The sequence below is a fragment of the Stieleria magnilauensis genome, from assembly GCA_007753675.1.
Classification (GTDB): Bacteria; Planctomycetota; Planctomycetia; order Pirellulales; family Pirellulaceae; genus Stieleria; species Stieleria magnilauensis.
Genome location: CP036432.1, coordinates 242,547 through 259,483 on the forward strand (window position 1 = coordinate 242,547; position 16,937 = coordinate 259,483).

At 59.8% G+C, this 16,937-nt stretch carries 6 protein-coding genes; 4 read left to right on the plus strand and 2 right to left on the minus strand.

From position 1 onward, the window contains the following. The first annotated feature begins 42 nt into the window (after positions 1–42). Positions 43–5,337, plus strand: coding sequence for a protein kinase domain-containing protein (locus TBK1r_RS00975; RefSeq protein WP_145207113.1), 5,295 nt, complete (start codon positions 43–45; stop codon positions 5,335–5,337). Positions 5,338–5,568: 231 nt separating this feature from the next. After that, the gene (locus TBK1r_RS00980; protein ID WP_419580831.1) at positions 5,569–8,109 is read left to right on the plus strand and encodes a TonB-dependent receptor; all 2,541 of its coding nucleotides are present in this window, start codon (positions 5,569–5,571) and stop codon (positions 8,107–8,109) included. On the opposite strand, the gene TBK1r_RS00985 is transcribed toward TBK1r_RS00980, so the two are convergent. Together TBK1r_RS00985 and TBK1r_RS00990 are read right to left on the minus strand one after the other, a co-directional pair. Then, positions 8,106–13,178, minus strand: coding sequence for a caspase family protein (locus TBK1r_RS00985; RefSeq protein ID WP_145207115.1), 5,073 nt, complete (start codon positions 13,176–13,178; stop codon positions 8,106–8,108). The genes TBK1r_RS00980 and TBK1r_RS00985 overlap by 4 nt on opposite strands. A 118-nt stretch (positions 13,179–13,296) precedes the next feature. Further along, the gene (locus tag TBK1r_RS00990) at positions 13,297–13,698 is read right to left on the minus strand and encodes a class I SAM-dependent methyltransferase (RefSeq protein WP_145207116.1); all 402 of its coding nucleotides are present in this window, start codon (positions 13,696–13,698) and stop codon (positions 13,297–13,299) included. Positions 13,699–13,886: 188 nt separating this feature from the next. Between TBK1r_RS00990 and TBK1r_RS00995 the strand changes: the two genes are divergently transcribed. Continuing rightward, complete coding sequence (locus TBK1r_RS00995) at positions 13,887–15,326, plus strand: NTP/NDP exchange transporter (RefSeq protein WP_419580832.1); 1,440 nt, start codon at positions 13,887–13,889, stop codon at positions 15,324–15,326. Positions 15,327–15,653: 327 nt separating this feature from the next. Further along, entirely contained in the window at positions 15,654–16,880 is a 1,227-nt protein-coding gene (locus tag TBK1r_RS01000; RefSeq protein ID WP_145207117.1) for a pyrophosphate--fructose-6-phosphate 1-phosphotransferase, read from the plus strand. Positions 16,881–16,937: the final 57 nt, after the last annotated feature.

Sequence of the window (16,937 nt, forward strand, 5' to 3'; positions counted from 1 at the left end):
TACCCGCCGGACATGACCCCCTCCAATGAGCCATGCCCTCTAATGAGCAATGCCCCTCCCGTCGAATTCCATCCCGGTATGGAAGTTGTTCCGGGTTACACCTTGATCGCCCCCCTCGGCAGCGGAATGGCGGGCGATGTGTGGCAGGCTCAGGCTGCCGGCGGGATCAAGGTCGCTTTGAAGGTGGTTCGGAACTTGAAGGATTTGGGCGGTCGCAAGGAGCTCAAGGCACTCAAGACGATTCGGGATGTGCACCACCCGAACCTCTGCCCCCTGTTTGGGTTTTGGACAAAAGACGCCGACGGCCGCGTGTTGGCCGACGGCGAAACCGAAGACCTGACGTTTGATTCGGTCAGTGCCGCCGGAGTCGGCATGCCTCCGAGTCCCGCCGCGGGGTCTCCCGCCGCGGCGGCCGACAGCGGCAACGTCGCCGAAATGGGCGGCACGATGGCGATCGGCGCCGGGATGCCCTATTCCGCGGCCGGCGCGGGGACCGGCGGAACAGGTGCTGGCGGCCCAGCCGCTGGCGGCCCAGGCGCGGCCGACCATGGCTCCCAGGGACAGCCTGCCAAACCGAAGGTCACCGCCGAGCAATTGATCGTCGTCATGGGGCTCGGTGATTGCACCCTTTACGATCGGCTGAAATTCGTGCGTCAGGAAGCTGGGCTTTCCCCCGACGCCCACGACACGCCGTATGGATTGGACGCCGCCGAAACGATTCGTTACCTCCGTGCGTCGGCCAGTGCGATCGATCTGCTCAATCAAGAGCACCAGATCTACCACTGTGACATCAAGCCCCAGAATATCTTGCTGGTCGGTGGTGAAGCCCAAGTGTGTGACTTCGGGCTCGCCAAACAGATGGAAGGCGACATGCGTCAAACGCAACAAGCCTTTGCGACACCCGCCTACGCACCACCGGAGGTGCTGCACAACGAAGGGTACAGTCGGCAGGTCGATCAGTATTCGCTGGCGGTGACGTATTACGAGCTGCGAACCGGTCTGCTGCCGTTTGACATCACCACGCACGCCAGCATGTTGGTGGCCAAGTCGACCGGAAAGCTCAATCTCGACGCGCTCACCCCTGCCGAACGCAAGGTGTTGCAAAAAGCACTCCGCCGGGTGCCCAGCGAGCGATACGGATCGTGCACCGAATTCATCAACGCGATGGCTGTCGCATCGGGTGTCGAAAAAAGCGGCGGCATCACGATCGGTCGAATCATCTCTGCTGTCGCCGTGTTGTTGGCAGCCGTGGGAATCGGAATCGGAATCTGGAGTGTCGCCCATCCGGAAAGTTTTAATTCTGTCTTCCGTCGCAGCGCCATCGAAGTGGCGAAAGATCTGCAAGAAGTCAGGGCGAGCTATGAACGCACCGAACCGTTGTTGCTTGAGGAGTCTCACGTCACGCTGACCGAGGTGATGAGCCGGTCGGCGGAAATCGGCGCGCAATCCGAAGGGGAATTAAAAGCGAAGGCCGATGCGTTATTCGCCGATGCGGCCGCCCGATTGATCAACAAGATCCACGCGGCGTTGAAGCAGTATGAAGAACGACCGGGTTTGGCGATCGCGCAAAAGGAAATTAATTCGTTGACGAGTTGTTTGGACGAACTCGTGATCGAACCCGAGAAACCCGAGTCGCCGATCTGGCTGGGATTGCAACGTTGGCAATCGTCCGACGACGAGATGCTGAGTAACGCCTGCGCCGAATACCTCTCGCTCTATCATGCCGCCGCGATCCGGTTCGACCTGTTGCTCGGCACACGCCCGTTGCCCGATCGATTGCAGGCGCTTCGCCAGACGTTGCCGCAGCATCTGCAATCGCTGCGGCAGTCGCTCGAGCAGCGCCCCGGTGATTTCGCGCAGCAGTCGATCGATTTGACGCTCGCGTCGCTGCTGCCGGTGCTGGCGACCATGCCGACACAAGAGATCAAGACCTGGCCGGCCGAGGCTTGGCTAGAAGAGTCGCGACTCAATGATCTGATCCGTGCGGAATCGGTGGTTCGCCAATTCGGGCCCTACCCGTTGTACTCACAACGTTGGTCGGAAATCCGCGAGACGTTCACCGTGGCGGTCGAACCCGCCGTCACCGAAACCGTCGCATCCGATGCGACGATCAGCCAGCAAACCAAGCAACGTGTGCTGGACGGATTCCCTGACTTGAGAACCGAGAAGCAGTTCGCCGAACTTCGCAATGCGGTCCAACAATCTGACTGGAGCGAGGTGGATCGTCTGCTCACAGAATTGCGGCTTGCGACTTCGATCAACACCGAACAGAAAGCGGTCTTGGCTGTCGTCGGCGCCATGGCGCAACATCGCTCCGACGACCAAGCGTTGGAACGGACGCTGACGTCGATCACCAGTGCCGACATCTCGCCCATCGAGTTGCGTGAGATGCGGGCCCAGCCTTTGTTGGCCAGCTTCATGCGTTCGACGGGCCAACGCATCCTCGACAATCCCGATCGATCGGCAACGCGTTTCTACACGCAAATCAAGTCCGCCCGCTGGATTGAGCGCGAACTTGACACGCAGGTGCCGGAAGCGTTTTTGTCGGCCGCCGCGATCTCCCTGCTTCGTGAAAGCCCCGAACTGATCTCCGATCCTGCCGGCCGAGCCGACTTGGACCTCGATGGATGGTTGAGTCTGCTTGATGGCTCGCCGCAGTCAGCCGTGCTGGCCGCCGCGATCCGAATGGAGCAACAAATCGCGGCCTCCTCGGCCGACCAGGCGGTCGTTGCCGCGGCCAACCAAGTGCTCACGTCGTCCGGCCCCGGATACTTGGAACAGATCTCCAACGGCTACGCCAACTATTTGTTGGCCTGTGCCGCCTGTCTGCAGAACCAAGACCTCGGTCCACTTGGCGAGCAATTGGCCACGACGGCACGGGAATCGATCCAATCCCTCGGGCCGACACGGCTGTACAAGGGAACCGAGATGTTCGTCCGCCAAGCCATCGCGACCTCGGAGATTGCCGACGAGGAAATCACGTCACTGCGTTATTCCGAAGGATCCGCAAACGCCTCCGACGTCAGTCGCGCCCGGTCGTACTTGGACCTCGCCGAGACCTTGGTGCGCTCGACCGATCAGGGTTTGCCCACGGTGCTGGAAAACGAACTGTTTCTTCAATCGGTGGCGAGCGGCGCCGCTGGCGCGTCCACGATCGTCATCCCGCGACTGATCAACGACCGCTTGGGCAGCCCGGAAACGACAGCGGAACTGTCAACACAATTGCTCAGAGCGGTGCATCGGATCGGGCTGGAGCGATGGGAACAGACCGGGGACACGAAAGCAAAAAGCGAGGTGGCCCTCCGCCTGCTCATTCGCCCCACGCGCGCGTTGCTTGAACGATTCGGTCGAGAGCGTTTCGGCCCACGGACATTGCAATCGAATCCCAAAGGGGTGTTGATTCGAATGGTGGTGCTGCCGACAATCACCGATGTCGTCGACGAAGCGTTGCGATTCAACGACAACCAGTTGCTGCCGTCGGGCTTCCAACCCGAATTTCAATGGCCGAAGGACGAGGTCACCAAACTCTGTCAACTTGCCGCGGTCGCCTACACGGATCCGCTGACACGGTCGGAATTTCAGGATCAAGATCTGTTTCGTCGTCAACAGGTCGCGATCTCCGCCATCGCAGCCCAGGACGCAACGTTGGCCGATGTCGAAACACGTCAATACCTGATCGAGGTTGCCATGGCTGCGGTCGATATCCGCAGTTGCGATGGAAACCAGTTGCTGACGCTGGCCGACACGCTCTCCCGATCGGGCAAGGCCGAGGACGTCATCCAATTCCTCCGCAGCGAAGGCTTTGAACGATTGGCCAACGCCAGCGCGACACGGGAGGAACGCGGCGGCTTTCTCCGCCAAGCCCACGACGCCGCCGAATCCGTCCTCAGTCAGACCCCCACACAGGTCGACGCAGATCAACCCTACCAACGACGGCTCCTCTATGAAGTCTTCGCCAAGAGTGCCGACCTGGGAGTCCGATTGGCGTTCCTGCAAAAATCAATCCCAGACAAATTGCGGCTTCTGCAGCCCTCGTTGACCCGAGCCGACCGGGCGTTGGAGTTGTACGACGAACAATGGGGCGATGACGTCCACTGCCCGATCGTATCTGCCTACATCACCAAGGGAAATGTTTGCGAAGACATCGCCCACTATTGCTCCATCGCAGACGACCAGGCAACGGTCAAGCAACGCGAGGAGCACTTCCGGCTCGCCATCGCCGCCTTCACCGAGGCCAAGAACAAGAACGATCAAGACCTGAAAACACGATTCTCGCTGGGACGTTGTGAATACCGCTGGGCGCTGACGTTGGACGGCAGTGCCAAAGACAACGCGCTCGCCGACGCATCCAAATCGCTCGGCGCACGCCCCGCGGACATCGCCAATCTGAACGACGTCGAAGCGAACAAGGCGGCCGAGTGGTACGTTTGGAAAATCAATGTTGAATGGGAACGTGGCAACCAGAACGACGCACTGCAATTCTCCCTCGCCGCCGTCCCGTTGGTCGGCGACGATCTGGTGCATCTGAGTATTCGCAGCGATCTGGCTCGCAAATGTGCCTGGGTGATGGCCAAAAGCAATCGGCTGGCCGAAGCGATCGAGTGCTTGCGGATCTTGGACGGGCGCGGGGACACCGTCGACGTGATCATGCGAATGGGGCTGCTGTCGGACATCGCATTCTTCCGAAATTGCCCTGACAAGGAACTGTTCACCGTCCCGCTGAGAATTCTGGATCGCAGCGAGAAGCAACCGGCCCTCAGCGAGGGCGATGATGCGACGTATGAATTGGCTAAGATCGCGACGCGCTGTGTCCGCGAACAACTGACCGAACTGATTCCCAGCGTCCCACGCAAAACCGCTAGCAAACCCGATGATCTGTCGATCGGTCCCCGAGAACTCGACGCGCGACTCGATCGCGATCAAGGCGGCAGCTACCGACAACTGTCCCAGGTCTTTCTGCAGGGTGACACCGCCGCACGGAATCGCGATGCCGATACCATCTTCCGCTTCGCCTGCGATCTTGCCGCGGTCTCCGACACGATCCCCCAGCCGCCTGCTTATGTCGAAGACCAGGACTACATCACTAACAATTTGTGCCTGACGGTGCTTTATTCGCTCAATTACTGGGTCAGCGAAATCGCAGGCCAAGACGCCTTGAAAATCCAGCAAAGCCAACGCAGTGCGAGTCAGGCACTGGCCGATGGGAAACACGAGCAAGTCATCCGCTGCCTCGACTTCCTGAAAATCAGTTTCCAAAAGGCCGGCAACCGACGTTATGAATCGATCGTCGACGATGCGATCAAAATGGTCAACGAGCTAAAAAATCCGCCAAACTGACCCTCTGTCAAAATAGGAGCCCTGGGTAGTTTCGCATCTTTGCCCAACATTTGCTTTAGGCATTCGGGGGTGGCCGTCGATCTACCCCTGATAACGGGTTGCGCGGACGGTTCACGGATGAAGCGTCAGGGTCGATCGGTCTCCCACCTAAACTGATAGTTGACAGGGAAAGCAATGTTTCGAACAAGGCAAGGAAGCCTGCTACCGCTGGCGATCGTGGCGTTAATCTCCATGCCCGCTGTGAAGGCCGAAGATCCGCAGGTCAATGAACCCGCAGTCAGTCAGCCTGCAGCCAGCGAGCCCGCACCCAGTGAGCCTGCAGCCAGTGAGCCCGAGTTCCGGCTCCTTCGCATCGCCGAAGACCTGGAACGGCTCGTCGGCACCGGCGTGATACCGGCTCAATTCGAAGAGGAAGACCTGTTCGGCAGCCCCAGCGCGACCGTCGGACAGCAGGGGATTCAGCCGATCGACGCAGGCCCCTCGGGCGGACTGGAATCGTTCGACACCGGCGAACTCTCCGAAGACTTCGGTTTCGGCGATTGGAGCCTGATCAGCCGGCCGGCACTGAGCACCGACACCTCTTCGTTGGTCGATTCGACCAGCTTTATCGAGGACTTGGAACAGGTTCAAGGTACCAGCGAGGTGGGACTGAACGAGGCACCGGCCGTCGACATCGTGACCGCACAGACCTTTAACTTGACCGCCACGCCCGACATGGGTGAAACCCTGGTCAACAACCCGACGACCCAAACGGTTCGCGCACGCCAGCGCAGCCAGGTGGGTTTCGATCCGCGGATCCGTGGTTTCTACAACGGCCAGATCTACACCGCGCATGATGGATCCTACCAGTTTCCCGTTCGTAGCGACTTGGACGGTGTGTTTTCCAAGATCGACCAATCCTTGATCGGAAACGTTCAGGTCTACAGCGGCCCTTACACGGTGCGCTACGGCAGTGGGTTCTCGTTCTTAAACGTCGATACGATTCCCGCACCGCGATACAACTGCGGCTGGGAAAACCACATCCGCTTGGGCACGAATGTCCGCACCAATGGCGGCCAAACCTACAACACGATGACCTTGTTCGGTGGTGGAGAAAGCTTGGGCTACTTTGCCAACGTCGGTTATCGAAAGGGTAGCGATTACGCGGCCGGCGACGGGCTGTTGGTTCCGTCCAGCTACGATGCCTTCAACCTGTTCACCGGAATCGGTTACGACATCGACGACCAGACCCGCAGCGAGCTTCGCTACACGCACATCGATCAGGACAACACCGAATACGCCGGCCAGTTCTTCGACGTTGACGACTTGAAAAGCGACGGGCTGACCCACAGTTTGATTCACCGGGACGACCGCGCCGGGTTCGCCTATCGTGTCGACAGTTGGGTGAACTACACCGAGTTCAACGGCGACACGAGCAACGGCAGTAAACGCCGGGCCAATTTCCCGGTCCTGCAGCGAGTCGATGACGCCCTGGCCGCGGTCGGCGTCCACAACACGGGCCCCCCGACGACTCCGACCATCGCGGCTCCCGGCCAGGAATTTTTCGGAACCGTCAATGGTGACCTGATCAGCGCCGGGATGCGAGCGGGCGTGACGCAGGAGATCGACCGCGACACGACGCTGGGTGCCGGATTTGACTTGCGATACGTTCGCCAAGAGATCGACGAATCCTTTGACCTGTCCGATTTCGATGACCTGAGTGGTAACCCCTTGCTCGGTTTCAATACCGGACTGCCCGCTGCCGAACTGTTTGAACCCGGCATCTACACCGAGTATTCCTTCAAACCCAAACCGTTCTTGCAAACGGCCGTCGGGGCACGCATCTCGTTCGCCCAGACCGAAGCGGATCCGCGTGATGTGGATCTGGGCCGATCAAATTTCCGCGACTTGGGAACGGGGGCGATCAACAGTGACTTGGACGTCTCCGACGTGCTGAGCGCGTTCTTTCTCACCAACGACATCGATCTGGCACCGGCGTGGAAGGCTCGTATCGGTTTCGGCTATGCCGAACGCCTGCCGAACCTGGAACAGCGCTACAGCGACGGACTGTTCTTGGCGATCATCCAAAACGGATTCAGCCGCATCATCGGTGACCCGACGCTGAGCAAAGAACGCAACTGGCAAGTCGACGCTCGTGTCAACATGGAATACGACTATCTGCGTGCCCGCCTGAGCGGTTTCCACAGCTGGATCGTCGACTATGTCACCTACCAAGCCAACGAAGTGAGCGATCCGACCGGGGCTCAATTGCTGCGGGCGATCAACACCGAATACGCAACGCTGACTGGTTTCGAGTACTATTGCGAAGCCGATCTGGTCGACGGCTGGCAGGTGTTTGGAACGCTGGCGTACCTGGACGGACGCGACCGCGAGATCAACCAGCCCTTGTCGGGCATCAATCCGCTGGAGGGACGTTTAGGTCTGCGACTGACCGACACCCGACCGGAAAATGCATGGGGTGTCGAATGGGGCTTGCGAATGGTCGACAATCAGGACCGATTGGCGACACTTCGCACCGTGCCTCCGGCGACCGGTGTGGTGGAGTTGGAGACGGCAACGCCGGGGTTCACGACGAGCTATCTTCGCGGTTACATCCGCCCGACGAACAACGTGAACATCACCATGGGTGTCGAAAACTTGTTTGACAACAACTACTACGAACACCTGAACTTGCGACTTCCCGCCCAACAGCTACCGCAGTCCCCGTACGGGCAAACCGTCGTGCTGTCGCCCGGCATCACGCCGTACTTCGGTATCGAAGTCGACTATTAGCGGCTATCGAAGTCGATCGGGACGGCCCCTTTGGCCGCCAGCGTGCTCTGTTTCTGGATCTCGCCGGCGGCGATCGCACTGAGCGACACCGATACTTCGGCGTTGGCAAAGTCAAAGGTGCGCGTGACGACCCGTTTGTCTCGATAGACGACCGTCGAGGCCTCGTCGGGAAGCGGCGACGGCAGGACTCGGATGCTGTTCGGTTCACGTTCGTCGCTGTATTGCTCGGTGACCGTGACGCGAATTCCGCCTCCGGAATTGAGTTCCCGTTGGGTTCGAAACGAGACGCCGGGCAGGTCGTCCAGCGTGATCAGATTCGGCCGGTCCATCGGAATCGGGGTACCGGCGAGACGTTGATCGCCAAACCGCAACCACGCTTTGACGGCGACCTGGTCATACCGGGCATCAAAATCATCGATGCGGCAGAGCAGAACCGGAATCGGTTGACGCTCCAGAAACTCGGGCAGACTGAACGAGTACGTCTCTTGGCGTCCGCCGCTTGCCGCACGACTATCAATCCCCGTCAGTTCGACCCAGATATCCGACGGCCGCGGCGTGAATTTCCCATTCCCCTGGTCACCACTGGCACTTTCGATCGCCAGCTGAATCGTCAACTGCCGGTCGACCCGCCTGCTCATCGCGCCGGCGCGAACTTGGAAACGGCTGGAATCGGATAACTCCGTCGCGATCTTGCTGAACGGACTGAACTGGAAATTATAGGGTTGGTGCGTCAGCTGCTTGTCCGCCAAAATCAACTCGAACTGCTCGCCGCCTTCGACGCGGACCTCCGTCGATTCGTCGACCGGTTCGCTGTCATCGGGCAGGATCGCCCGGATGGAGAAATTCTCAGCGGGCAAGACCGGATGGCCGCTCGGGGTCGCGACACCGGTCGGCGGCCACTGCGAAATGGAGACGATCGAATCGAAGTCGGCTTTGATGCTCGCTTCTTCGCGATTCCGCTGCCAATAGACTTCCGGTTTGGAGCGGATGTTTTGCAGGTGCCGCAACAGCGCCTTGCCGTCGGCCGCATCAAGAAACTTTGCCCCCCGGAATTCGCTCTCGAGTTTCTTGGCGTTGATCAGGTAACGGACGAAGGTCAGTTTGATCGTATTCTTATTCTTGGCGTACAGGGCTTGTGCCTGATCACTCAAATCGTCGACGTTGATGCCTTCGGTGTGCACCGTCGCGGGCAACCCATCGGTCAGCACGATGATGTGGCCGCGGCGGCGTTCGAGTTGCTTGTAGGCTTCGACGATCGCTCGATAGGTCGGCGTAGTACCGATCGCACCGAGGTTTGAGATCTTGTTTCTCAGGTCACGGACTTGGCGGGCGTCGAGCGCCTTGATCGGTGCGGCGACGCGAACGTCAAAGTTCGGATTGCTGGCGATCTCTTCGTTTCCGGCGACATGACCGGCGTCGATGACTTGCCCCTGGACAAGTTGCTCGACCCGAAATTTATACTGCCCGTTGACTTCGACCGGCCAGATCTTTGTCTTGCCGTCACGACTCTGCTTGCCGGTCAACGGATTGATCACCGTCTCTTTGAATCCGAATTGATCACCGAAAACGATCAACCCGACTTCCACATCCGGCGTCAGTCCGTTTAGGAATCCGGTGACGGCGGTCTTCGCCACCTCCAAACGCGGTAACCCGGCATTGGTACCGATGCCCATCGATCGCGAACAATCCATCACCAGCAACAACCGCTCGGGTTCTTTCTGGCGGCGGACGACTCGGGCCGCCGGCTCGGCATAGTTGGGTAGCCGAAACACCATCCGCGTTCCGCCGGTCAGCGTTTTGAAGGCGATGCGTCCGGTTCGTCGCATACCGCGGAAAAACACGCCGGTGACGATCGATGCTTCATCCGCCGCGGTGTCCGCGGGGACAGACATCGGGACCGTAATGGCCGCTGCGTTGGACGGCTCCGAGGGCGCCCCGGCGGGCGGCTCCAACAACACCGTCTTGGACTGATCGCCCAGCCTGGACCAGATCGAGGCGTACCCGACGGGAATGGAAGCCGGTCGGTCCAGCACAAACCGCACCTCCTGTCCAAGCACAAATTTCAACAAGGTGCCCACGCGAAAGTCTTCCGCAGGCTGGGGCTGCAAGGATTGCTTTGCGACGGCGGCCGCAGCGGACGAAGCCAAGCGGGCACTCAAGTCCACACCGTCCAAATTCAGTTTGATCGTCGGAAACAGCGGATTCTGATTGCGTGATTGAAGCAATCGATTGGCGGCATCGACGAAGAACGGTTGATCGCCCTCGCGTGCACCACACCAATATTCATCCATCGTCCGCGAGGCATGGTCGAACAGGAACAATTGCTGGTCGATGGCGAAACGTCCCTTGCCGATCTTTTCGACTTCCGGGGGAGCGTACGTGAACAGGATCGTCCGAGCGCGCAGGTAGGTGTCCCAGCCCTCGATCTTGCGACGCGTGGTCTCCAACGACGCCTTTTCTTCGGAGCGTTGGACCGGATCTTGAATCACGTCGTCGGCCATCGTTCGCTCGCCCAAACGTCCCCCGGCGAGCTGAGCCACCTGTTTGCGGAAATTGACACCAGTGGCTTGAAACAACTCGACCAAGTTTGGTGCCGGGGCATCGCCGTCGGTCGGCGGGGGCGTGGCGCCCAGCAGCGCCGGGTCGCCGGTCACGCTCAACCAATGGTCCCAAACGTGTTTGCGTCCGATCGCCATCAGATCCAGCGTCGTCGTCACCGTCTCAGTAGCCTCCCGACCCGGTTGATTACTCTTGACGGTTCCGACCCCGGCGCTGACATCGGCAATCAGATCACACAGCCGCGTGTGAACGCGTTGCCGCAATTCCGCCCTGTCGGTGCCCGACCCGGCCAGCAACGCGAAGTTTTGACGCAAACCCTTGGCATCACCGGCTTTTTCCTTGGTCGCCAGATTCAATCGATCGATGATCCGATCGGTCAGTGCGTCGTATGCCTTTTGCGCCGTCAAACGGGCCGCCTGAATCTGTGGCTCTCGCGCTGCGATCGGTTGGTTGTCGTCGTCTTGCGGGAGCTGCAAACTGGAGACGAGTGCGCCGAGGCTATCGATCGCGCGTCCGACGATCGCACGCGTTTGGCTATCGGGAAACTGTTCTTGATAGTCGAACGCCTCCATGTCACTCATCAACGTCTCGGCGATGCGTGGGATGGAATGCAACATCTGGTCGCGCAGTTTATACGCTTGCGAGATTTCCGATGCCGATTGTGCAAGCGATTCGAACCCGCCGCCGACTTCGCGCCAACGGCTGCGGCCAATCCCCTGTTCGCCACCATTGCGCGACAACATTCGGTCGACGCACGCCAGTCGTTGCTGTTGCAGATCATGGAACCGTTTTCGAATCCAAAACGACGCCCGCAGGTCATCGCTGCACAGGGTTTGACGGCTGACGTTTTGGGAATCAAACAGCGTCGCAACGGTTTGCGGTTCCAAGTGCGCCAGGTCGGGCGCCGAGCAAAGCCGCGTCAGTTGAGATTCGATCAGCGCCGCCGGCTGCGCGCCGGTCACCAGGTTGGCGCGTTCGAGCAACTCTGACGCCAGTCTCAGTGATTCCGCGTCATACTTTTTTTCCTCGATCCACGACAGTAGAAACCGGATCGCTTGCGCCTCATTCATTGGGACCTGAACGGCAGCGGCGACGTCTGGCTTTTTTCGCCAATTGTCGACCATCTCACGAAACGCCGCCCGCTCGTCCTCGTTCAAGTCAACCAGTTCGTGACCGGCACCGCGAAAATAATCACGCAGCGCCAGTTCCGGCAGCGAACTCGTGTCGGGCATCGTGTCGGGACCAAGCTCGAACTGCGCCAAATCACTTTCGCAGCCTGAACGGATCGTGGCAAACCGGTCCCGGTATCCTTTTCCGGACAGCAGCAGCGCATCCAGTCGCGCCAGTTTCTTTTCCAGAGTCGCCCAGCCCAAGGGGTTGAACGCCAACGGCGGGTGCGTCATGCGGGTTAGTCGATTGTGACGCTGCCACAGCTTGTCGACTTCGGCGAACTCGCTGCGGAGTTGAGCGTGGTCGACGATCGGCAGTGACGGAGCGGGTTGCGGTCCCGGCTGGCTGATGAAATTCCAATCCACCGCCTGTTGACCGACGATCATCGGAGTCTGCGTGGCATCCCAAGTCGCCTTGGCGTCTTCATTGACTTGGCGTTTGAGGTACTCCGCGATCTCGCCCACCGTGACCATCTGGTCTTGATCCAGGTCGCCTTTTCCGGTCAGCGCTTCAACAAGGGCTTTGGTAAACAGCCCGTGGCCATTGCGTGGATCCCACCAACTGCGTTGCCCGGGGCTGGCCGACAGCACGACGGCGATCCGGTCCGACGTGTTGCTGGTCACTCGCTGACAGGCTTCGGAAAACGATTCGGAAAATTGGCCCCAATCCCATTGCGGACCGACCCGCGCCGCATCGATGAAGATCACCGTCTTGACGTCTTTGGAAGCGTTGCCACGCTCATCCAAGGTGCGGACGATTTCGTCGAACAAGTCCTGAAAGCGGATCCAAGTGTCTTCGCTATCGGCGCGACTATCGCCGACGGCCAGATACGGCGTTCCCTTGTCGACGAACCCGTGGGCGCTCAGATAGATCGCGATCATGTCCCCGCCCGGGCCGCCCGGCTGAACGTTGGCCAACGGTTTGGTGATCGCGGTGATCAACCGGTTCGTTTCGTGGCCCATCACGCCCGACGCATCGTTCGGATTGCCGACCACGACGACGTTTTCAGACGGATCGCTGACGCCGCCGCCGAACCACGCCCACAACAATTCGACGTCTTCGAGCGCGAAGGGGTTCGGTGCGGTGAACAAGGCGGAATTGTTCGCCCGCGCGCCCGATTGCGAGACCACCGAAACGATCATCGGGACATCGCGGTCGGGCGAACGACGCAACATATAAACCAGCAACGCCAACAACAGCACGCCCAAGGTGGACAACATGCTGACGCGAAACAACAGTTTGCGGCTTTCACGCCCGCGATGACCGAATTCCGTCGTCGTTGCGGCGACCACGCGTTTGTTCGATTTGCGCCATCCGGCTCGTTGATTGGCTTTTGCCATCGTGCTGTCGTTAGGATTTCGATGCGTGCCGTCAGAGACTTGCCGCTGGAAAGCACGTCATCAGGGATTTCGTTGTCGATCTGCTTTAGATTCTAGGGCACCGCTTGGTGTGAATCGATTACCCGTCTTCGTAACCCCGCAAGAATGCCGAAAAGCGTTCGGCACCTTCGGCCATCAATAACCAGGTCCCCGGCGGCATCACCGTTACGAATCTCTCTCGGACCGCGACCGCTTGCCCGGGCCAACAATAGACGAACACGACGTCGGTCGGTACCACGACGTCGTGATAGCTGGCGTTGATCGTTTCGGCCGACAGATCAAACTGTCGGTACAGTTCAGCCGATCGCTGGGCCAACTCGGGGTTGATTTCGATGCCCGTCGCCTGGAAACCCAACATCGCTGCGATGCCGGTTCCAATCCCCGGTCCACTTCCCCACTCGCAATAACGCTTTCCCGGGATGACGCGCAAGTAGGCGTGCAGCAATTCGGCGCTGCTGGGGATGTAGTCAAAGCAATCCACGGACTTGCCCCTCCGACGCCCCGCTTCGATCCATTGAGCCACACGCTGGGTGACGGGACCGGGGGCGGGATCAAGTGCGATTGGCTGAAGACACACGGGCTGAAGACACATGGGCAGACAGAGTTGGAAAATGGATCGCAGAAATCGAGGTTTACCAGGGGTATTCGTCGCGTCGCCGCCAAAGTTTCGTGATTCCTTGTCGACACGAGCCTGTTTCGTTACTTTCTGGCTACCGGTGGTGCACCTTCAACAGCCTACCATGCCAGACCACGCGACCAGCGGGCGAAGCGATTCATAGACCGACCGACAGTTTCGATTCTCAACCGCCGGCCGAGTCACAGCGGCGAGCCGAGCAGCGCGTCGCGATTTGGGCGGCGGCTTGGTTCTTTTTCGTGTTGCTCAGCTACAGTGTCGTCCGCCCGGTGCGCGAGACGATGGGGGCGATCGGCGGCACCAAGCAACTGCAAGGGCTGATGCTGGTGACGTTTGCCGCCATGCTGATTGCGGTTCCGATCTATGCGTCGCTCGTCAATCGGCTGCCGCGACGCTGGTTGGTCCGCGTCGTGTTTCATTTTTTCAGCGTGTCGTTGCTGGCCTTCAGTGCCTCGCTCAGCTTCGGAGACGAATGGGTTCGCGTGTGGGCCGCCCGAACGTTCTTCATTTGGGTCAACGTCTTCGGCTTGTTTGCGACCAGCGTGTTTTGGTCCGTCTTGGCAGACCTGTTTAGCAGCGAGCAAGGGAAACGGCTGTTCGGTCGCATCGCCGCCGGCGGGACCGTGGGTGCGGTAACAGGATCGTTGTTGACCAGCCAGGTTGCGACCGAGTTCTCCACCGCCGGCTTGCTGCTGATCCCGATGGTCACGCTCCAGGCGGGTCTGTGGTGTGCTTGGCGGCTGGAGAAGCGTGTCGCGATCGATCCACATTTCGCGCCGAAACGCACGCCGCGTGATCCCGACCAAACGCCGACCGTCGGCGGGCTCTGGGAGGGCGTGACCCATGTCCTTCAATCCTCCTATCTGGCCTCGATCTGCGTGTTCCTGTTTTTTGTTCAAGCGGCCGGGACACAGCTGTATTTTCAACAGGCAGAAATTGTCGGTGCGAGCGTTCCGGACGATCAATCCAAGACACAATTGTTCGCCTACATCGACTTTGCGACGCAGGTGTTGACGCTGACGGCGCAGCTGGTGTTGTCCGGTTGGATGCTAAGGCGACTGGGGGTCGGAGTCTCGCTGATGGTGCTGCCCCTGATCTATTTAATTTCGTTTTCCGTTCTGTCGTTCGACGGCAGCCTGGTCGTCGTTGCAACGGCCATGGTCGTTACACGGGCGGCCGGTTATGGAATCACCGTGCCGGCACGCGAGGTGCTGTTTACCGTCGTCAGCCGCAAAGACAAATACAAATCGAAGAGCTTCATCGACACGGTGGTGCTGCGCGGCGGTGACGCGATCTCTAGCCAAGTGCTGGGGTCACTGCGCAACCTCGCCGGCTTCGGATTCGCGACGCTGAATCTGTGGACCCTGCCGATCATGGCGGTCTGGACCTACGCCGCCTTCCGCCTCGGCCGCCGCCAACAGCAACTCGCCGCCCGCCAAGACGAAAACGTGTCCGACACCTTGTTGGCAAACTAGGGCGTTGCGGGGGCGCCCCATTTTGCCAAAAAGGTGTCGGACACCTTGTTGACGCCCGGACACCTTGTTGACGCTGCTTTTTCGCGTGGGGTGGAAGGTGGTTCTCCCCCTCGTGACTCCTTCCGGGAAGTTTCCTAAACTGAGGCCGGTCAAATCCCGTTTATTTGACGCGGTGAAGCATTGATTTCCTGTGTTCGACGAGGTTTTTGCGGCAGGGCGCGAGCCCTCCGGTTCGTCCTCGTTCCCAGAACACCGGAGGGCTCGCGCCCTGCCGCCAAAAAATGCTTCGCAGCGCAACCTTTCATTGGTCCAACCGAGAAGCAAGCCATGACAGTTAAGAAGGTAGGCATCCTGACGGCAGGCGGACTGGCGCCCTGCCTTTCTTCGGGCATCGGCGCCCTGATCGAGCGTTACACCGAATCGGCTCCGGACGTGGAGATCGTCTGTTACCGATCAGGCTACAAAGGTCTGCTGCTGGGCGACAGCTTCGTGGTCAACCAAAACGTTCGCGACCACGCGGCCCTGCTGCACGAACGCGGCGGCAGCCCGATCGGCAACAGCCGCGTCAAGTTGACCAACGTTGCGGACTGCGTCAAACGAGGCCTGGTCCAAGAAGGCCAGGACCCGCTGGAAGTCGCAGCGGAGCGACTCAAGCAAGACGGCGTCGACGTGCTGCACACGATCGGGGGTGACGACACGAACACGTCGGCTGCCGATCTCGCGGCGTTTCTGAGAAAGAACGGCTACGAATTGACGGTCGTCGGGCTTCCTAAAACCGTCGACAACGACGTGATCCCGATCAAGCAAAGTCTGGGCGCGTGGACTGCCGCCGAACAGGGCGCCAGGTTCTTCGAAAACGTGGTGGCCGAGCAAAACGCCAATCCGCGGATGTTGATCGTGCACGAAGTGATGGGCCGCAATTGCGGCTGGCTGACTGCCGCGACGGCGCTCAAGTATCGCAAGCTACTCGATCAGATGGAATTCCTGCCCGACGCCGGACTCAGCCGCGAGCGAGATGAAGTGCATGGCGTTTATATCCCGGAAATGCACTTCGACCTGGAACAAGAAGCCGCACGCCTTCGCACCATCATGGATGACATCGATTGCGTCAACATCTTCATCTCCGAGGGTGCCGGCGTGGATACGATCGTGGAAGAAATGCAGTCGCGTGGCGAGGAAGTGCCCAAGGATGCGTTCGGCCACTACAAGCTGGACGCCGTGAACCCCGGAAAGTGGTTCGGCGAGCAGTTTGCCAAGATGATCGGCGCGGAAAAGACGCTGGTGCAAAAGAGCGGTTACTTCAGCCGCGCGGCACCCGCCAATGAAGAAGACTTGGCATTGATCAAGCGTTGTGCCGACAAGGCCGTCGAATGTGCCCTGGCGGGCCAAGGCGGTGTGATCGGCGAAGACGAGGAACGCGGCGACGAGCTGCGGGCGATCGAATTCGAACGGATCCGCGGCGGCAAACCCTTCAACAAGGACGTGCCCTGGTTCCGCGACCTGCTCGACGCGATCGGCCAACCCCACGACACCGAAGCACTGCAGCCCCAGTGAATCGGCCAGTGAATTGGCTGTGAATTGGCTGTGAATTGGCTGTGAATTGGCTGTGAA

Excerpts from the sequence above, each read along its gene's own strand:
- TBK1r_RS01000 (WP_145207117.1), top strand. The coding sequence starts at position 15,654 with ATGACAGTTAAGAAGGTAGGCATCCTGACGGCAGGCGGACTGGCGCCC.
- TBK1r_RS00975 (WP_145207113.1), top strand. The coding sequence starts at position 43 with ATGAGCAATGCCCCTCCCGTCGAATTCCATCCCGGTATGGAAGTTGTT.
- TBK1r_RS00980 (WP_419580831.1), top strand. The coding sequence starts at position 5,569 with ATGCCCGCTGTGAAGGCCGAAGATCCGCAGGTCAATGAACCCGCAGTC.
- TBK1r_RS00985 (WP_145207115.1), bottom strand. The coding sequence starts at position 13,178 with ATGGCAAAAGCCAATCAACGAGCCGGATGGCGCAAATCGAACAAACGC.